Source organism: Rhizobium pisi (assembly GCF_003938655.1).
In the GTDB taxonomy this organism is placed as follows: Bacteria; Pseudomonadota; Alphaproteobacteria; order Rhizobiales; family Rhizobiaceae; genus Rhizobium; species Rhizobium pisi.
Map to the genome: position 1 here is coordinate 115,880 of NZ_RJJT01000002.1, position 18,228 is coordinate 134,107.

An 18,228-nucleotide genomic window follows, 5' to 3' on the forward strand; every position below is an offset into this window, starting at 1 on the left:
AAGACAATGAGCTTCAATCTGCGCAATCGCTCACTTCTGACCGTGCAGGATTACACCCCGCGGGAGTTCCGCTATCTCCTCGATCTCGCCCGCGATCTGAAACGGGCCAAATATGCCCGCACCGAGCAGGAGCACCTAAAAGGCAAGGAAATCTGCCTCATCTTCGAGAAAACCTCGACGAGAACGAGATGCGCCTTCGAGGTCGCCTGCTCGGACCAGGGCGCCAACGTCACCTATCTCGACCCGTCAGGCTCGCAGATCGGGCATAAGGAATCCTTCAAGGATACGGCGCGGGTGCTCGGCCGTATGTATGATGCGATCGAATATCGCGGCTCCGCGCAGAAGGGCGTTGAGACGCTGGCACGTTACGCCGGAGTGCCCGTCTATAACGGCCTGACGGATGAATATCATCCCACACAGATGATTGCCGACGTCATGACCATGCGTGAACACAGCGATAAGCCGATCACCGCCATCAAATATGCCTATGTCGGGGACACGCGCTCGAATATGGGGCATTCACTGCTGATCGTCGGCTGCCTGCTCGGCATGGATGTGCGCATCTGCGGCCCGAGATCGCTGTGGCCGTCTGAGGAATACATGAAGATCGCCAAGGATCTGCAGAAGGCCTCGGGCGCACGCCTGCTGGTCACCGAGGATCCCAAAGAAGCCGTCAAAGACGTCGATTTCATCCACACGGATGTCTGGGTTTCGATGGGCGAGCCAAAAGATGTCTGGCGTGAACGCATCAAGCTGCTCACCCCCTACCAGGTCAATCAGGACCTGATGAAAGCGACCGGTAATCCGCAGACCAAGTTCATGCATTGCCTGCCGGCGTTCCACGATACCGAAACCACGCTTGGCAAGCAGATCGCCGAAGACTACGGCATGGCGAACGGCCTCGAAGTCACGAACGACGTCTTCGAGTCCGAGGCCAATGTCGCCTTCGAGCAGGCGGAAAACCGCCTGCATACGATCAAAGCCCTGCTTGTGGCTACCTTGGGAGATTGACATGCGTGTCGTCATTGCGCTGGGCGGCAATGCGCTTCTTCGGCGCGGGGAGCCTATGACTGCCGATACACAGAGGCGAAATGCGCGCACCGCAGCCCGGGCGATCGCGCCCCTGGCCGCTGAACACGAGCTGGTCATAACACACGGCAACGGGCCGCAGGTCGGGCTGCTTGCGCTGCAGGGGGCGGCCTACAAGCCCGAGGAAGCCTATCCGCTCGATGTTCTCGGCGCCGAGACCGAGGGCATGATCGGTTACATGCTGGAGCAGGAGCTCGGCAATCTCCTGCCGTTCGAGCAGCCTTTGGCCACGCTGCTGACCATGGTGGAGGTCGATGCGGCCGATCCGGGCTTCCAGAACCCCACAAAGTTCGTCGGCCCCGTCTATGAGAAGGCCGAGGCTGACCGGATCGCCAAGGAAAAGGGCTGGGGGTTCAAGCAGGATGGCGAAAAATGGCGGCGTGTCGTCGCCTCGCCGGCGCCCAAACGCATTTTCGAGATCCGTCCGGTCCGCTGGCTGCTGGAACAGCGCACCATCGTCATCTGTGCGGGCGGCGGCGGCATTCCGACAATGTACGAAAAGGGCAGCGACCGGAAGCTGATCGGTGTCGAAGCCGTGATCGACAAGGACCTATGCTCGGAGCTTCTGGCCCGCGAGCTTTATGCCGATCTCCTGATCATGGCGACCGATGCCGAGGCCGTCTGCACCGACTGGGGCAAGCCGTCCCAGAAGGCGATCCATCAGGCCCGTCCCGACGACTTCAAGCAGTTTTCCTTCCCGGCCGGGTCGATGGGCCCGAAGGTCGATGCCGCCTGCCATTTTGCGCGGGCCAGCGGCAAGACCGCGGCCATCGGAGCCCTCGCCGACATCGCGGGGTTGGTGCGCGGCGAACGCGGAACGATCATCAGTGAAAATTTTGCCGGCCTGAGCTGGCACACCTAGAGCAATTCCAGGAAAAGTGCGAAGCGGTTTTCCGTCCGGAATTGCGTCAAAAAAAGAGGTTAGAGCGGTTCTGCGTTTCCGTGAAAAGGTGAACCGCTCTAACCGTCCGATCCTGACCCTTCAAGCAAACTTATCCTGAGGCGGCAGCGGGCGCGGTACCGCGCTCGCTGCTGCCGTCTCCTTGTCTGTGGCGCCAGCTGCATTTCGTTTTTGCCAGACATAGACCGGGATGCCGAGCATCAAGAGTACGAGACCATAGAGCACCGGTTCGGCACCGGAGCCGTAGAGGGTGAAGATTGCAAAGACGAAGGCGATGATCTCGATTGCGCTCACCCGCGGCATTCGCCCATGGGCGACACCCGCAATGAGGCTTCTGGCAAGCGAGCAGAAGGCATAGGGAATGACGGCGGCCATGGTGCTCAACCCGACCATGAGCCGGTAGACGGCCGCGAAACCTTCGGAGCCGATCGCCTGGACGAGCACCAAAAGCGTTGCGAACGTGGCTGAGACGATCATGCCCCATGCCGGCACGCCGCGCGGGGAGAGTCTCGCAAAAAGCGGCGGAAACAGCCCGTCCCGGGCAGCCGCCATCGGAACCTGCCCCATCAGCAAGGTCCAGCCATTGAGAGCGCCGATCGAGGAGAGCAGCACAGCAACCGAGATCGCCAGCTCGCCGGGCCGTCCCCACATGACCCCCGCGGCCTGGGAGAATGGCGCAACCGAACGAACGAGCTGTTCGCGCGGCAGGAGGCCCATCACGACAATAGTGCCCAGGAGATAGAGGGCCGCGGCGATCGAGATGCCAAGCACGGTCGAACGGGGGATGGTCCGTTCGGCATTCTCGACATCGCCTGCAGGCACGGTCGCCGATTCCAGTCCTAGATAGGCGAACATCGTCAGTGGCGCCAGAGTTGCTACCGACTGCAACAGCGATTGTCCGCTCGGATTGAATTCGGAGAAATGCGAGGTGTCGATGAAGAGAAGGCCGATGATGGCGACGGCGCCGAAGGGAAGCAGCTTGGCATAGGTGGTGACCTGCGCAAAGACGCCCGCCGCATGAACGCCGCGGAGATTGACGAGCACGATCGCCCAGATCACGCCAAGCGTCAGCACGGTCGCGGCGAAGCGGTTGGCGAGAGCGGGGAAGAGATCGACCATTACGCCGGCAAAGGCAATGGCGATGACCGGCAGCGACGTCCAGATGGAAATCCAGTAGCCCCAGGCAATCAGGAAGCCGGCGAAATCGCCATAGGCGAGCCTCGTATAGGCATAGGGGCCGCCGACAGCGGGCACGAGGCGCGCCAGGCGCGCAAAGGTGAGGCCGAGGCAGATCGCGCCGGCGCCCATGATGATCCAGACGATAATTGCGAGGTTGCCATAGGGCGCGACCGCGGCCGGCGAAAGATAAAAGCCCGACCCGACCATGTTTCCCACCACGATGGCGGTGCAGGCAGCAAGTCCCAGGCTCTTGCCATTTGGCGACGTTGTCATGGTCCCCTCCCCGAAAACATCCTTTCCGACGCCGATATCGTCTCGGACATCTGTTCCCGGAGGCAATCTTCCTCCCAAAGAATAGACGCCGCAATCCGGTTCAATGCGTAGTGGGTGACCCTGTTGGGATGGCCTGGATTAAAGAGCTGAAGCATGATGTCGCTCGAAAGCCGCTCCCGCTTTTCCGCATCGTGCTTCAGCTCACGTCCAGCAGACGCGAGGCGATTGATCGTACTCAATGCTTGGCTTCGGTGCCTGAGCTATCTTCCGCAAATGAACATCATTTAGTTCTCGGGAGTTAGAGCGATGAAGATGGCCATGATCATTGGACTTGCCGTATTGACTGCCGCCACCGGAATTGCCCCGGTCGAGGCCCAGCAGACCCGACGCGAATATCGGAGAATGAACTGGAGTGAGAATCTGCCCGAGGCGGTGCGAACTTATCACGACAGACGATTCACGATCGTTAGCTACAGGATGGCAGAATTTTCGGAGACCGGCTCACACCCCAAACAGGGAAGTGAAGAACACGTCAAAGCCCTCAGAGACGCAGTTCGCGCGAACAAATGGCTTACAGCCCAACTCAAGGCCAAGAAGCTTACCGCGAACGACATCGAATGGGTCTCGCGGGCACGCAACGGCAACATGACCTTCTATACAAAATGAGCGGCATCTGTTCCGGGTAAATTTCAGGCTGGGCAGCTCTGCGCGGCCTTGCCTGCTCGTCCACCGGATGACCGGCCGGCTGCCATAGCGCGACTGCGGCCGGCAACGGATAAAAGCAAAACCACCCCGTTTCACACCTCGTCTCCCCTTCACGATCAGCATAAAACGATTGGAACGAAGGGTGTCGGAGGCGGGGGCAATGAGGTTAGACGAGCAGGGATTTCTCAGAATCTCGATCGCGGCGACGGTTGTGGTCGCTACACTCGGCGTGGTTTTCGGCATTCTTTCCGGATCGTTCTCCATCGCTTTCGACGGCGTTTATTCGCTGGCCGATGCGGCGATGACCGGGCTAGCGCTCTGGGTTTCCAGCCTGATCATACAATCGACGCAGAGCGACGCACGGTCGGGCAGAATCCGAAACCGCTTTACCATGGGCTTCTGGCATCTGGAGCCCATCGTGCTGATGCTCAATGGCTGCCTGCTGATGACGGTCGCCGTCTATGCGCTGATCAGCGCGGTCATTAGCATCCTGAGCGGTGGCCACGAACTGCAATTCGGCATGGCGGTCGCCTATTCCGCGGCGACCCTGCTTGTCTGCGCCGCTATGGCTTTCCTTGGCATTAGGCTGAACGCCAGCATCAAATCCGATTTCATCTCGCTGGACATCAAGGCCTGGATCATGTCCGGCGGCATCGCGTTAGCGCTGCTGATTGCATTTCTGATCGGCATGGCCGTGCAGGCGACGCCGGTCGCATGGGTCGCCAGCTATATGGACCCCGCGGTTCTGGCGCTGGTCTGCCTGGTCATGATCCCGCTTCCGATCGGCACCGTCTGGAGGGCGTTGAGCGAGATCCTGCTGATCGCCCCTGTCGACCTTCAGGAGCATGTCGACCGCGTCGCCTCGGAAACGGTTCGCCGCCTCGGCTTCCTTTCGCACCGCGCCTATGTCGCCCGGGTCGGTCGCGCAATGCAGATCGAACTCTACTTCATCGTGCCGGAAGGACTTCCGGCAAAGACTGTAGAGGAATGGGACGCACTCCGCGACGAGATAGGGGCCGCGATCGGAGACGAGAGCGCCAATCGCTGGCTGACGATTGCCTTCACGGCCGATGCGGAATGGGCCGAATAGGCCGGCATCAGCGTTCCACCGATATCGAAATGCTTTGCCTCACGTTGATTGCAATCAACGACGGTGCACCACCCGTCATGTACGATCCCTCCAGCTGAGATGCGCATCGCTGCAGAGCGGTCACGGCCTTTGGCCCTCGGTTTCCGGAGGAACGCATGGAATTCCAGAAGGCATTTCCGATAGCCGTTATCGACGAGGACTTTGATGGCAAGAGCGCTGCCGGACGCGGCATGCGCGATCTGGCGGCCGCAATCGAAAAGGAAGGCTTCCGGATCGTCTCCGGCGTTTCCTACGAGGATGCGCGGCGCCTCGTGCATATCTTCAACACCGAATCCTGCTGGCTGGTTTCCGTCGACGGGACCGAGGACAAGACCACGCGCTGGCAGCTATTGGGAGAGGTGCTGGCCGCAAAGCGGCAGAGGAACGACCGCCTGCCGATTTTCCTCTTTGGCGATGATACGACCGCGGAAGACGTCCCCGCCGGGGTGCTGCGCCACGCCAACGCCTTCTTTCGGCTGTTCGAGGATACGGCGGAATTCATGGCGCGCGCCATAGCGCAGGCTGCCCGCAACTATCTCGACCAGCTGCCGCCGCCGATGTTCAAGGCGCTGATGGACTACACGCTCGAGGGCGCCTATTCCTGGCATACGCCCGGCCACGGCGGCGGTGTCGCTTTCCGCAAGAGCCCCGTCGGCCAGCTCTTCTATACTTTCTTCGGTGAAAACACGCTGCGATCCGATATCTCCGTATCGGTCGGCAGCGTCGGTTCGCTGCTGGATCATGTCGGGCCGATCGCCGAGGGCGAGCGCAATGCCGCACGCATCTTTGGCACGGACGAGACCCTGTTTGTGGTCGGCGGCACGTCGACGGCAAACAAGATCGTATGGCATGGCATGGTCGGGCGCGGCGATCTGGTGCTGTGCGACCGCAACTGCCACAAGTCCATCCTGCACTCGCTGATCATGACGGGCGCAACACCCATCTATCTCACGCCGTCGCGCAACGGGCTCGGCATCATTGGCCCGATCTCGAAGGACCAGTTCACGCCCGAGGCAATCGCGCAGAAGATTTCCGCGAGCCCCTTTGCCGGGCAGACGAGCGGCAAGGTCCGGCTGATGGTCATCACCAATTCGACCTATGACGGCCTCTGCTACAATGTCGATGCGATCAAGGCATCGCTCGGCGACGCAGTCGAGGTGCTGCATTTCGACGAGGCCTGGTACGCATATGCCAATTTCCATGAATTCTACGATGGCTTCCACGGCATCTCGTCGAACCTGCCCACCCGATCGCAGAACGCCATCACCTTTGCCACGCACTCGACGCACAAGCTGCTCGCCGCTCTTTCGCAGGCCTCGATGATCCATATCCAGCATGCCAAGAACAAGCGTCTCGACGTCACCCGCTTCAACGAAGCCTTCATGATGCACACCTCGACCTCGCCGCAATACGGCATCATTGCCTCCTGCGATGTCGCAGCCGCAATGATGGAGCAGCCTGCCGGGCGCGCGTTGGTGCAGGAGACGATCGACGAGGCGATCAGCTTCCGCCGGGCGATGAACACGATGAGGCAACAGACGGATGGCAGCTGGTGGTTCGATGTCTGGGAGCCGGCGGTTGCCGAGCAGACGCCGAGCGATACCCATGCCGACTGGGTTCTGAAGCCTGATGATGCCTGGCATGGATTTACCGCCCTTGCCGAAAACCACGTCATGGTCGACCCGATCAAGGTCACCATCCTGTCGCCGGGCCTCTCGGCAAGCGGCGTCATGGACGAGCATGGCATACCGGCCGCCGTCATTACCAAGTTCCTGTCGTCGCGACGCATCGAGATTGAAAAGACCGGCCTCTATTCCTTTCTGGTGCTTTTCTCGATGGGCATTACCCGCGGCAAATGGAGCACGCTCGTCACCGAACTCCTCAACTTCAAAGATCTCTATGACGCCAATGCGCCTTTGACCCGAGCGCTGCCGGCGCTCGCCGCTGGACATCCGGAAGCCTATGCCGGCATGGGGCTGAAAGATCTCTGCGAACAGATTCATTCGATCTATCGCAAGGACGATGTGCCGAAGGCACAGCGCGAGATGTACACGGTCTTACCCGAAATGGCGCTGCGTCCGGCAGATGCCTACGACAGGCTGGTCAAGGGCCGGATCGAGAGTGTCGAGATCGACAATCTCATGGACCGCATCCTTGCCGTGATGATCGTACCCTATCCGCCGGGAATTCCGCTGATCATGCCGGGCGAGCGGATTACCCAGTCGACGAAGTCCATTCAGGACTATCTGCTGTACGCCCGTGATTTCGACCGGAAGTTCCCCGGTTTCGAGACCGACATCCACGGCCTTCGCTTCGCGCCCGGTGACGGCGGTCGCCGCTATCTTGTCGATTGCATTGCAGGGGAGGAGCAGGAATGATCCCGCGCGATGTAAAATCTCCGACGGTCGCCATACCGTTTCACAAGATGCTGAAGATCGTGGCCGTCATCGACCGTGATAATTCTCAGGCCCAGGAACTGGTGGCACAGATTACCGCCCAGGGTTTCCATGTAGAACTACGCAACGACTATTCCGCTGATGCATCTGAGGATGCTGACGTCGGCGCCTACATCGGATCGGTCGAGGGCGGCAAGCTGCCGGCGGCGCGCAGCTTCCTTCGATCCGTGAGAGATATCGGTTTTCGCACGCCAATTTGGGCAATGGCGGATACGCTGACGATTGCGGATATGGATGTCGTCGAGATGGCCGGCGAGGTGGATGGCTTCGTCTATCTCGGCCAGCAGACGCCGACCTTCTATGCCAAGCAGATCGTGTCCAGTGCGATCAATTACGGCAAGTCTTTGCTGCCACCCTTCTTCGGCGGCATGATGGCCTATGACGGCGAGGCGAATATCGCCTTCGATTGCCCGGGGCATCAGGGCGGCCAGTTCTATCGGAAGTCGCCGGCCGGCCAGCTCTTCTTCAAATATTTCGGAGAGAGCATTTTCCGCAACGATCTCTGCAATGCCGATGTCGATCTCGGCGACCTCCTCATCCATGAAGGCCCTGCCGTCGAGGCACAGAAGCAGGCGGCGCGCATCTTCGGTGCGGATCGCACCTATTTCATTCTCAACGGCACGAGCACCTCCAACAAGGTGGTCGCCAATGCGGTGCTGCGAAGCGGCGATCTCGTGCTTTTCGATCGCAACAATCACAAATCCCTGCATCAGGGCGCGCTCGTGCAGGCTGGCGCCATCCCAATCTATCTGCCGACGGCCCGCAATTCCTTCGGCATGATCGGGGCTGTCGACTGGGCAGCCTGGGACGAGGCTTGGTTGCGGCAAAAGATAGAGGAACATCCGCTCATCACCGATAAGAGCCGCGCGAGCGCTGAAAGGCCTTTCCGCCTGGCCTGCATCCAGCTCGCGACCTATGACGGCACGATCTACAATGTGCGACAGGTGATGGAGAAGATCGGCCATCTCTGCGACTATGTGCTCTGGGACGAGGCCTGGATCGGCTACAACGCCTTCCATCCGCTCTTCCAGGGCCACAGCCCAATGCGGCTGAAAGACCTGCGGGCGGATATGCCGGGACTGTTCTCAACGCAGTCCGTGCACAAGCAGGGCGCCGGTTTCTCCCAGGCTTCGCAGATCCACAAACGCGACGAACATATCAAGGGCCAGCGCCGGTTCGTCGAACACAAGCGCTTCAATGAATCGCTGCTGATGCATGTTTCGACCTCTCCCTTCTATCCGCTCTTCGCCTCGCTTGACGTCAACGCCAAGGTGCACGAGGGCCAGGCGGGTGAGATGCTCTGGGACCGCTGCATCGAGCTTGGGATCGAAGTTCGCAAGAAGCTGCGCGGTTTCGTTGAGCACTACGAAACCAAGGCCGCAGGCGCAGAAGAGAAATGGTTCTTCGATCCTTTCGTGCCGGACAAGGTCACCATTTCGGGCTCAAAACATACCAACGACCTTGAAGCCGTGCGGTGGGAGGATGTGTCCACGGACGTGCTCAAGCGCGAGCAGCAATGCTGGCGGTTCGATCCGCAGGCAAAGTGGCACGGCTTTGCCGGATATGCGCCTGAATATACGATGGTCGATCCCAACAAGCTTACGCTGCTGACACCCGGCATCGACCGCAAGACCGGCGAATATCGCGAGTTCGGCATTCCGGCGACTGTGGTCGCCAACTATCTGCGCGAACAGCGGGTCGTGCCGGAAAAATGCGATCTCAACAGTCTTCTCTTCCTGCTGACACCGGCGGAGGACGAGAGCAAGCTGAACACGCTCGTCGCCAAGCTGGTCAAGTTCAAGAATCTCTGGGATCGCGACGCACCGCTGCAGGAGGTGCTGCCGACCGTCTTTGCGGCCAATCGAGAGCGCTATGCCGGCTATACGGTCCGCCAGGTCTGCCGCGAGATGCATTCCTTCTATCGCGAGGCGGGCGTCAAAGAGCTGCAGCGTCTCTGCTTCCGCTCCGAAAGTTTTCCGGAACCGGCTATCGCTCCCAAGCAGGCCTATGAAGCGCTGGTCGCCAACGATGTCGACTATGTGCCGCTGACGCAGGCTGCCGGCCGCATTTCGGCAACGCTGGCGCTGATCTATCCGCCAGGGATCGGCGTGATCGTTCCCGGCGAGCGCTGGGACGACAGGGCGCGCCCGATGCGGGACTATTTCCTGGCTTTCGAAGAGTCTTTCAACCGATTTCCGGGGTTCAATTACGAAGTCCAGGGCGTGTTCCAGGAAAGGATCGGCGGGCGGATCAAATTCCACACATATGTCGTGCGCGAGTAGACGCAGGGAGGGTTTCGTCATGACCGACAACACAATGCATCTCGCGGCCGAGGCCACGACCAAGAAAAAGATGAACCTGATGCAGCTCACCTTCATCGTTGCCGTCAACATGATGGGGTCGGGCATTATCATGCTGCCCGCCAACATGGCCCAGGTCGGCGCGATCTCGCTGCTTTCCTGGCTCGTGACCGCTATCGGTTCGATGGCGATCGCTTATGGCTTCGCCCAGGCCGGGCTGTTCAACCAGCGTCCCGGCGGCATGTCCGCCTATGCGGAGGATGCCCACGGGAAAGACGGCTACTTCATGGTGTTCTTCCTGTATTTTCTTTCACTTGCCGTCGGCAATGTCGCGATCGGCATCTCGGCCGTAGGCTATCTGGCCGGATTTTTTCCTATACTGACGTCCACGCCCATCATGACATGCGTGGCGCTGATCATCCTCCTATGGCTGACCACGGCTGCCAATTTCGGCGGGCCGCGCATTACCGGGCGTATCGGCTCGATTACGGTCTGGGGCGTCATCCTTCCGGTCGGGCTGCTGTCGATCATCGGCTGGCTCTGGTTCAGTTCAAGCACATTCGGCGCTGCCTGGAATCCGAAAGGCCTGACGCTTGCGCAAGGCATGGGATCGAGCATTTCGCTGACGCTTTGGGCCTTCCTCGGCATGGAGTCCGCCGCGCAGAATTCCGATGCCGTCGAGAATCCCAAGCGTGACGTACCGCTCGCCTGCATGTTCGGCACGCTGGGCGCCGCCGTCATCTATATTCTGTCGACGACGGTCATCCAGGGCATCGTGCCAAATGCCGATCTCGCCACCTCCACAGGGCCGTTCGCACTGGCCTATGCCACGATGTTCAATTCGACGATCGGTTCGATCGTCATGGCGCTGGCGGTGCTTGCCTGCCTCGGCTCTTTGCTGGGCTGGCAGTTCACGATCGCCCAGACGGCCAAGACTGCTGCGGAAGAGAGGATGTTTCCATCGATATTTTCACGGGTTAACGAGATGGGTGCACCTGTCAGCGGCATGATCATTCTCGGCATCGTGCAGACCTGTCTCGCCCTGATGACCATCTCACCGACGCTCAGCGAGCAGTTCTCCGCTCTCGTCAATCTCGCCGTCGTGACGAATGTGCTGCCTTATATCATCGCGCTTTCAGCGCTGTTCGTCATGATGAAGGCTGCCGGTGTGCCCCAGGCGAAATACAGGCTGAACGCCGTCATCGCCCTGGTCGGCATGGCTTACAGCGTTTTCGCCATCTATGCCTCCGGCAAGGATGCGGTACTCGGCGGCATGATCGTCACAGGGATCGGTTTCATCATTTACGGACTTATCGCCCCGCGTTTCGCCAGCGGCGTGAACCAGGCGCCGGCCGAATAGCACAGGGAGGACCCAAACATGTCAGGGAGAAATGATCGCTGGGGGGCGATTGCCGCCTCTGTCCTCGCCGTGATGGCCGCCTCGGCCGTCGCACCGCCCGCGCATGCACAGACGCTCGAGCGCGTCAGGACGACCACCGCGCTGAAATTCGGCTACGACCCCGACGCGAGGCCTTTTTCATTCGATGCCCAGCAGGGCAGACCCGACGGTTATGCGGTTGCCCTCTGCGACCGGATCGCCGACAGCCTGAGGGCGCAGCTGAACCTGTCGAAGCTCGACGTGGAATGGGTTTCCCTTTCAGGCGACGCCAAGCTGCGTGCCATACAGGACGGCACGGTGGACCTTGTCTGCGGGGCAGAGCCGGTGACGCTCAGTCGCAGGCAGCAGGTCTCATTCTCGCTGCCGATCTTCCCGAGCGGCACCGGGGCGCTGCTCAATGCGAGTGCTCCGCTGGCGCTGCGCGAGGTTCTGCAATATGGCGAGCCATCGAGCCGGCCCGTCTGGCGCGGCGCGCCGGCCCGCACGATCCTTGAGCACAAGACATTCTCCTCGATAGCCGGAACGACAAGCGAAGGCTGGCTGTCCGACAGGATCAAGACCTTTCAGCTCGCGGCAACAGCGACGCCCGTGAGCAACTATCAACAGGGGATCGAACGTGTCCTGGACGGCCGTTCGGCGGTGCTCTTCGGCGACATGCCACTTCTGATGGATGCCGCCGCTCGCAGCGACAGCTCCGGCAATCTCATCATCCTCGAGCGTCATTTCACCTACGAGCCGCTCGGCCTCGAGCTGGCGCGCGGGGACGAGGATTTTCGCCTCGCTGTCGATCGCGCACTGAGCCAGACCTATGCAGCACAGAATTTCCGGGCGTTTTTTACAACATGGTTTGGGCAACCTGACGACGCAGTCGTGACCTTCTTCCGGCAGACGGCCCTTCCGGAATGAGGCCACGAGCAGAGTAGAAAAGACCGAGCAAGACAGGGATCATCGGCGTCGGCCAGGAGAGAGCGGCAACAGATCATCGCCATCCAGGTGATCAGACGGGAGTGAAAGTTGAGCCTCCTTTTTAAAGAGATTCGCGATAGCCCCATGCTCTGGCTGCTGGCCGCCGTGCCGATGGTGTTCGCAGCTGCGGCGCTCTTCCCCGAGGCCCATACGGCGCTTTTCGTCCTGTCGGTGCTGGCCATCGTCCCGTTGGCCGGCCTGCTCAGTCATGCGACCGAATCCGTTGCCGCCAAGACGGGTGACGCCGCGGGTGGGCTGTTGAATGCGACCCTTGGCAATCTTACCGAACTGGTTATCGCGCTGGCTGCCCTGCAGGCCGGCGAATATACGCTGGTGAAGGCATCCATCGCCGGAGCGATCGTTACCAACACGCTGTTCATGCTGGGTGCTTCGTTTCTGCTCGGCGGGCTCAAATACCACATTCAGGAGTTCAACCGGGCCAGTGCGCGTATTCAATCCGGCCTGCTTTTCCTGGCCACAGTCGCGCTGCTGATGCCTTCGGCGCTTGGCGAATTGGACACGGCATCGGTCGCGCCAGTCACTCAAACGCTCAGTCTCAGCCTCGCTGCCTTGCTGATCGTCGGGTACGGGCTTGGGCTGTTGTTCACGCTTCGGACGCATCGGGAATTTTTTTCTTCAACGGAACATGCCGAGGCCGGCGAAGCGCCGTGGCCGATTGGTCTTGCTCTTTGCACACTTGCCGGCGTCACCGTACTCGTGGCCCTGGTGAGCGAGATTTTCGTCGAGTCCGTGCAGGAAGCGGCCGAAGCCTTCGGAATGACCCCCGCCTTTGTCGGTTTCATCGTCGTCGCATTGGTCGGCGGCGCAGCCGAAATGGCCTCGGCGTTTTCAGGCGCGCGCAAGAACCGGCTGGATCTGAGCGTGGGCATCGCGCTCGGGAGCGCTTCCCAGATTGCCTTGTTCGTTGCGCCCGTTCTGGTCTTGATGAGTTATTTCATCGGTCCGTCACCGATGGATCTGCAATTCTGGCCAGGTGCCGTGACGATGATGTTTCTTGCGACGGTGACTGCGATGTTCGTCACCAACAGCGGGCGATCCGCATGGTTTGTCGGCGTGCTCGTGCTGATGGTGTATATGATTTTCGCCATAACACTGTACGTCCTGCCGCCGGCAGTACGATGAGGTCCCGCGTTCCCAGACGGGCGCGATTGGGCGGCGGACATCATACCCGGCAGATGAGAAGGCTGTTCTTCATTGCACTCGCAGAGCAGCTTCGTGTCATCTGGCCGATCCTTTCCGGCATCGTGTCGATCATGGTCGCATCCGGACTTGCAATTTGGCGGATCGAGAATTGGCGGATCGATGAAGCGCTTTATTTTACCTTCGTGACGGGACTGACCATCGGCTACGGCGACTTCACGCCCAAACATGTTTCGGCCCGAATACTGGCTTTGGTCATCGGTTTTGCAGGGATCGTGCTGACCGGCGTCATTGCAGCCGTCACAGTAAAGGCCCTGAGCGTGACGGACCGAGACGACAGCTAGACCTCGCCAGATTGCCGGCGCCACGTGGCTCTCGTTTCCAAATTCGTACATTTTATTTGTGATCTCGGGGAACGATCCGATATCTTGGTGACTTCGTAATCCATTGCAGGGGTGTGTTGAATGCGGAGCTGATCCATGAGCAAAGAACGTGGCCGCAGAAAACTAATGTTGCGACTCCCCGATATCCGGCATCTTCTGGAGAGCTTGACCAGTGAAGCGCTCGCGGAGATGTTTGAATCCTACGATCTTGCCGTCGATGCACTGGAGCGGTTCCGAAGTAGGAGCCCGAGGGACGAGAAGCTGATCATCGAATATGAACAGCTCTGCCACGAAATAGAGCAGGAGGTCGTCGTCTACTGCAAGAACCGGTGAGTCCCGCCAGCGCCGCTGGCGATCTATCCCAGAGGGGATCTCGCCTGCCTCGACGGGGCCGTCATTGCGGGTGTTCGATGCGTTCCGATTGAGCATCGAATCTCGCGGGGCGGCTATTTTCCGATCCAGTCGAACCCGAAGGCCAGGCCCAGGCTTTCAGCAGTTCGTAGAAGACGCCGAGAACGACCGGCCCCAAAAACAGCCCCAGCAGGCCTTGTGACAAGGTGCCGCCGATGACGCCGATCAGTATCACCGGCATTGGAGTGGAGAGGCCGCGCGCCATCAAGATCGGTTTCAGTATGTTATCGACGATCATGATGGGGATCGCCACGACGGTGAAAGCCAAGGCGATCCATGTCGGCCAGGAGAACCACGCCCAAACGATGACCGGCAAAAGAATAAGCGCAGGCCCGAGCTGCATCAGGCACAGGGCGAACACAAGAAAGGTCAAAGGCCCGCCCGCCGGAACACCAAAAAGGGTAAAACACAGCCCGCATAACAGCGCTTGCAGGAAGGCAACGCCAATGACGCCCCGCGATACATTGCGCACCGTAGCTCCCGCCAGCCGGGCAAAGCCGACGCCCTTTTCACCGGCGATCCGGCTTGCCAGCACCTGTATGGTTGCAGCCAGGCGTGCTGACCGCGTGAGCAATACGCCCGAAAGAATGATCGAAACGACAAAGCTCAAAACGCCGCCGCCGATCAAGGCAAGCTTCGTGACGATAACGCCCGTCACTTCACGAATGGGCGCCTGAAACTTGACGATGGTAGCGGCCAGATCGCCTGCAATCTTATTCCACGCGTCGTGGATCCGCTCGCCGACGACAGGCCATTCGCGAATGGCGGCCGGCGCTGAAGGGAGCGTGAAGTTCCCCGTCCGTAACTTGTCGATCAACACCTGCGCGGTGTCGGCAAAATTCACCGCAACGAGGGCCAGGGGCGCAATGATCAGGACGAGACAAAAGACGACGATAATTGCGGCCGCGATGACGGGCCTGTTCCCGATCAGCCTGGAAAGCGCCTCGAATATCGGGAAAAGGGCGACCGCAAGGATGGCCGACCAGATGACGATCAGCGCAAAGGGAGCAATCAGAACGACGGTCCAGTAGGCAAAAAGCCCGACAATGCCCAATCGGACAAGGTCGCTTATTCTCGCCTCTATCGAAATCTGCCCTGACCCGGCTCCCTGCGCCGCCGTATCGCCTGTATTCTCCATCGTTGCGTCCCGTCCGCCATGTTCTAGAGCGGTTCAGCTTTTCGCGGAAACGCAGAACCGCTCTAACCTTTTGTTCTGACGCAATTCCCGGCAAAAGCGCTTCGCGCTTTGCCTGGAATTGCTCCAGGCTGAGGTCGTCTTATGACGTCGTATCCGGCACAACATGGCGGATGCTACGGTCCTCCATGAAATCCGCCGGCCGCTTCTGACGTTTGCCGAGATCGGGTGCTTCAAACTTCACACGCTCATAAGGGATTGATTGCAGGATGTGCGAGATGCAATTGACCCGGGCACGCTTCTTGTCGTCCGAGGGCACAACCCACCACGGCGCATGGTTGCTGTCGGTCATCCGCAGCATCTCGTCATAGACACGCGTGTAGTCCCACCAGCGCTGATAGGATTCAACATCCATAGGGCTGAGTTTCCACTGTCGCGTCGGGTCGTCGATCCGGCGCCTGAAACGGCGTTCCTGCTCTTCCTCGCTGACCGTCAGGAAGTATTTCAGCAGAACGACGCCGCTTTCGACGATCGCAGCCTCGAAGCGGGGCGCCAATTCAAGAAAGCGCTGCGCCTTCTTTTCGCTGCAGAATCCCATGACACGATCGACGCCGGCGCGGTTGTACCAACTACGGTCGAATATGACGATTTCGCCAGCGGCCGGCATATGAGCGATATAACGCTGCATGTAGATCTGAGATTTCTCGCGGTCGGTGGGCGCCGGCAATGCCACGACGCGAAAGACCCGTGGACTGACCTTTTCCGTTATACGCTTGATCATGCCGCCTTTGCCGGCGGCATCCCGCCCCTCGAAGACGATGACGACTCTCGCACCGGATTTCTTGATCCAGGCTTGCAAATGAGCCAACTCGACCTGCAGGCGCTCGATCTCCTTGTCATAATCCCATGATTTCTTTTTCTTCTTATCCTTTCCGACGCGGCCTGCCTCTCCATCCGTCTTTGCGGGCTCGTAATTCTCGTCCATTTCTCTCTCCCTTGCGCGAACATATCCTAGCCTGCCGAGGCGGTGCTGCCGGCCTCGCCGACACGTCCGATCAGCGCTTGCAACGCCTCTTCCCTGCCGTTGAAAAGATTGTGGGCGCCGATCGCTTCGACGACCCCCGCGCGCTCGAGGATGCCGCGGCTTTGTTCGCTGAGGTCGGTCATTGCAAAGACGATATTTCGCTTCGCCAGGATCTCGGCCACGGCATCGAGCGCGGCTGCGCCGGTGCTGTCGATATGCGTGACGGCGCTGGCATCGAGTACGAGGCATCTGGTTTCGGCAGGAAGTCCCTTCGCTACCGATGTCAACCGCATGCGCACGTAATCGGCGTTGTAAAACAGAATGCTGCCTTGGATGGCGAAGACGGCGGCCCCCTCGATGGGGTGAGCTTCCGGAAAACGGGCGAGATCGAAAAAGCCGTGCCGCCCATCGATACGGCCAAGAAGACCGTCGCGGGGAAACATCGTCTGACGCAAGAGATAGACGAGCGTTGCCGCAACCGCGACGATGACGCCGTTGAGAACACCGAAGCTGATTGCGCCCCACATGGCGATCAGCGCAAAAATGAATTCCATGCGGCTGATGCGCCAGATTTTTTTCAATTCGTGAATATCGATGAGGCTGATCGCCGCCGTTGCGAGGATTGCGGCGAGCGCGGGAATGGGGAGTATCCGCAGCGCACTGTGAAGGAAAACGAGCGCTGCGATCAGCGTCGCGGCCGACACTAGCCCTGCGACCTGAGAGACGCCGCCCGTCGACAGATTTATCGCGGTTCGAGAATCCGAGACGCTGACGGGAAACGAGCCGAACAGGCCGGGCGCGATATTGGCCGCACCAAGTCCGATCAATTCCTGATTGGCGTCGACCTCCTCTCCGGTTCGTGACCCGAAGCTTCTTGCCGCGACGATGCCGGCGCCAAAGCTGACGAGAAAGATCGCGGCCGAACCGAGTACGATCTTGTCGAGAGGCATCTGATGCAATGCAGGCAGGGATAGGCGCGGCAGTCCGCTTGGGATATCGCCGACAACTGCAATGCCCCGGCCTTGGAAGTCGAAGATCGCCGAAAGGACGACCGAGAGGACAACCACCAGGACAGGGCCCGGAACTCTGAACCGGAAGGCTCGGACGATCCATAACAGGGCGAACATGAAGAGGCCGAGAACGAGCGAAGGCCAGTGGATCAGGCTACTCTTGGCGAGCATTTCGACGAGCGGCGGGATCAGTCCTTCCGATTCGATCTTCACTCCGGTGAAGCGACCGATTTGTCCAACAAGGATCGAGAGCGATACGCCAGCGAAGAAACCCACCAGAATGGGACGGGACAGAAAGCTCGCGAGAACGCCGAGCCTCAGCAATTTCGCCGCAATGCAAAAGACACCGACGCCAAGCGCAAGGGCCGACGCGATAGCGACCCTGTCGGTACCTGCCGTCGTGGGTTCGGCCGCGATGATGGCACCCATGGCGGCCGCCAGGACGGTCATGGTCGCGGCGTCTGGCCCGACGACCAAAAGCCGGGAAGGACCAAAGATCGCATAGGCGATCGGGGCAATGATGCTGGCATAGATGCCGGTCTCCGGCGGCAGGCCGGCGATGGCGGGATAGGCGATGGCGCTCGGCAAGCCGACTGCGGCGATCGACAGTCCGGCCGGAATGTCACTGCGGAGCCAGTCTTTGTTGAAGCCGGCCAAGCCCCGCAACATCGGAAGACTCCCTATCACCGCTGGCTCCTTATCCTTTG

At 60.0% G+C, this 18,228-nt stretch carries 15 protein-coding genes; 11 read left to right on the top strand and 4 right to left on the bottom strand.

All coding sequences use genetic code 11. The annotated features are described in order from the left end of the window. Positions 1 to 6 precede the first annotated feature (6 nt). On the top strand, positions 7 to 1,011 hold the full coding sequence (locus tag EFD55_RS03200) for an ornithine carbamoyltransferase (RefSeq protein ID WP_125842924.1): 1,005 nt from the start codon (positions 7 to 9) through the stop codon (positions 1,009 to 1,011). A gap of 1 nt (position 1,012) precedes the next feature. After that, complete coding sequence (gene arcC / locus EFD55_RS03205) at positions 1,013 to 1,951, top strand: carbamate kinase (RefSeq protein ID WP_125842926.1); 939 nt, start codon at positions 1,013 to 1,015, stop codon at positions 1,949 to 1,951. Positions 1,952 to 2,071: 120 nt separating this feature from the next. Here arcC and EFD55_RS03210 read toward each other — a convergent pair whose 3' ends face one another. Further along, positions 2,072 to 3,442 (bottom strand): amino acid permease, encoded by a 1,371-nt coding sequence (locus tag EFD55_RS03210; protein WP_125842928.1) that lies wholly within the window; start codon positions 3,440 to 3,442, stop codon positions 2,072 to 2,074. A 306-nt stretch (positions 3,443 to 3,748) separates the two neighbouring features. Between EFD55_RS03210 and EFD55_RS03215 the strand changes: the two genes are divergently transcribed. From EFD55_RS03215 to EFD55_RS03255, 9 genes are all read left to right on the top strand, one after another. After that, positions 3,749 to 4,108: a hypothetical protein gene (locus EFD55_RS03215; RefSeq protein ID WP_245438378.1), complete on the top strand. Its 360-nt coding sequence runs from the start codon at positions 3,749 to 3,751 to the stop codon at positions 4,106 to 4,108. 199 nt (positions 4,109 to 4,307) lie between these two features. After that, the gene (locus EFD55_RS03220; protein ID WP_125842930.1) at positions 4,308 to 5,237 is read left to right on the top strand and encodes a cation diffusion facilitator family transporter; all 930 of its coding nucleotides are present in this window, start codon (positions 4,308 to 4,310) and stop codon (positions 5,235 to 5,237) included. 155 nt (positions 5,238 to 5,392) lie between these two features. Beyond that, complete coding sequence (locus EFD55_RS03225; RefSeq protein WP_125842932.1) at positions 5,393 to 7,654, top strand: Orn/Lys/Arg family decarboxylase; 2,262 nt, start codon at positions 5,393 to 5,395, stop codon at positions 7,652 to 7,654. Next, the gene (speC, locus tag EFD55_RS03230) at positions 7,651 to 10,014 is read left to right on the top strand and encodes an ornithine decarboxylase (RefSeq protein WP_125842934.1); all 2,364 of its coding nucleotides are present in this window, start codon (positions 7,651 to 7,653) and stop codon (positions 10,012 to 10,014) included. The genes EFD55_RS03225 and speC overlap by 4 nt, the downstream gene beginning before the upstream one ends. 19 nt (positions 10,015 to 10,033) lie before the next feature. Beyond that, a complete protein-coding gene (potE, locus tag EFD55_RS03235) occupies positions 10,034 to 11,392 on the top strand; it encodes a putrescine-ornithine antiporter (protein WP_125842936.1) in 1,359 nt (452 codons plus the stop codon). A gap of 18 nt (positions 11,393 to 11,410) precedes the next feature. Beyond that, positions 11,411 to 12,337, top strand: a complete 927-nt coding sequence (locus tag EFD55_RS03240) for an amino acid ABC transporter substrate-binding protein (protein WP_125842938.1) — start codon at positions 11,411 to 11,413, stop codon at positions 12,335 to 12,337. 108 nt (positions 12,338 to 12,445) lie between these two features. Then, a complete protein-coding gene (cax, locus tag EFD55_RS03245; protein ID WP_125842940.1) occupies positions 12,446 to 13,540 on the top strand; it encodes a calcium/proton exchanger in 1,095 nt (364 codons plus the stop codon). A gap of 53 nt (positions 13,541 to 13,593) precedes the next feature. Then, on the top strand, positions 13,594 to 13,902 hold the full coding sequence (locus EFD55_RS03250; RefSeq protein WP_183604828.1) for a potassium channel family protein: 309 nt from the start codon (positions 13,594 to 13,596) through the stop codon (positions 13,900 to 13,902). Positions 13,903 to 14,037: 135 nt separating this feature from the next. After that, positions 14,038 to 14,274 (top strand): hypothetical protein, encoded by a 237-nt coding sequence (locus EFD55_RS03255; RefSeq protein WP_125842944.1) that lies wholly within the window; start codon positions 14,038 to 14,040, stop codon positions 14,272 to 14,274. A gap of 61 nt (positions 14,275 to 14,335) precedes the next feature. On the opposite strand, the gene EFD55_RS03260 is transcribed toward EFD55_RS03255, so the two are convergent. The 3 genes from EFD55_RS03260 to EFD55_RS03270 all read right to left on the bottom strand — a co-directional run bounded on the left by EFD55_RS03260 (position 14,336) and on the right by EFD55_RS03270 (position 18,190). Further along, positions 14,336 to 15,490 (bottom strand): AI-2E family transporter, encoded by a 1,155-nt coding sequence (locus tag EFD55_RS03260; protein ID WP_125842946.1) that lies wholly within the window; start codon positions 15,488 to 15,490, stop codon positions 14,336 to 14,338. A 139-nt stretch (positions 15,491 to 15,629) separates the two neighbouring features. Continuing rightward, positions 15,630 to 16,472: a polyphosphate kinase 2 gene (gene ppk2, locus EFD55_RS03265; protein ID WP_125842948.1), complete on the bottom strand. Its 843-nt coding sequence runs from the start codon at positions 16,470 to 16,472 to the stop codon at positions 15,630 to 15,632. 26 nt (positions 16,473 to 16,498) lie between these two features. Beyond that, a complete protein-coding gene (locus EFD55_RS03270; RefSeq protein ID WP_210276053.1) occupies positions 16,499 to 18,190 on the bottom strand; it encodes a SulP family inorganic anion transporter in 1,692 nt (563 codons plus the stop codon). Between the last annotated feature and the right edge of the window lie 38 nt (positions 18,191 to 18,228).

What these genes read in the sequence shown, in the direction of transcription:
- EFD55_RS03200 (WP_125842924.1), top strand. Translation starts at nt 7, where the DNA reads ATGAGCTTCAATCTGCGCAATCGCTCACTTCTGACCGTGCAGGATTAC.
- arcC (WP_125842926.1), top strand. Translation starts at nt 1,013, where the DNA reads ATGCGTGTCGTCATTGCGCTGGGCGGCAATGCGCTTCTTCGGCGCGGG.
- EFD55_RS03210 (WP_125842928.1), bottom strand. Translation starts at nt 3,442, where the DNA reads ATGACAACGTCGCCAAATGGCAAGAGCCTGGGACTTGCTGCCTGCACC.
- EFD55_RS03215 (WP_245438378.1), top strand. Translation starts at nt 3,749, where the DNA reads ATGAAGATGGCCATGATCATTGGACTTGCCGTATTGACTGCCGCCACC.
- EFD55_RS03220 (WP_125842930.1), top strand. Translation starts at nt 4,308, where the DNA reads ATGAGGTTAGACGAGCAGGGATTTCTCAGAATCTCGATCGCGGCGACG.
- EFD55_RS03225 (WP_125842932.1), top strand. Translation starts at nt 5,393, where the DNA reads ATGGAATTCCAGAAGGCATTTCCGATAGCCGTTATCGACGAGGACTTT.
- speC (WP_125842934.1), top strand. Translation starts at nt 7,651, where the DNA reads ATGATCCCGCGCGATGTAAAATCTCCGACGGTCGCCATACCGTTTCAC.
- potE (WP_125842936.1), top strand. Translation starts at nt 10,034, where the DNA reads ATGACCGACAACACAATGCATCTCGCGGCCGAGGCCACGACCAAGAAA.
- EFD55_RS03240 (WP_125842938.1), top strand. Translation starts at nt 11,411, where the DNA reads ATGTCAGGGAGAAATGATCGCTGGGGGGCGATTGCCGCCTCTGTCCTC.
- EFD55_RS03250 (WP_183604828.1), top strand. Translation starts at nt 13,594, where the DNA reads ATGAGAAGGCTGTTCTTCATTGCACTCGCAGAGCAGCTTCGTGTCATC.
- EFD55_RS03255 (WP_125842944.1), top strand. Translation starts at nt 14,038, where the DNA reads ATGAGCAAAGAACGTGGCCGCAGAAAACTAATGTTGCGACTCCCCGAT.
- EFD55_RS03260 (WP_125842946.1), bottom strand. Translation starts at nt 15,490, where the DNA reads ATGGAGAATACAGGCGATACGGCGGCGCAGGGAGCCGGGTCAGGGCAG.
- ppk2 (WP_125842948.1), bottom strand. Translation starts at nt 16,472, where the DNA reads ATGGACGAGAATTACGAGCCCGCAAAGACGGATGGAGAGGCAGGCCGC.
- EFD55_RS03270 (WP_210276053.1), bottom strand. Translation starts at nt 18,190, where the DNA reads ATGTTGCGGGGCTTGGCCGGCTTCAACAAAGACTGGCTCCGCAGTGAC.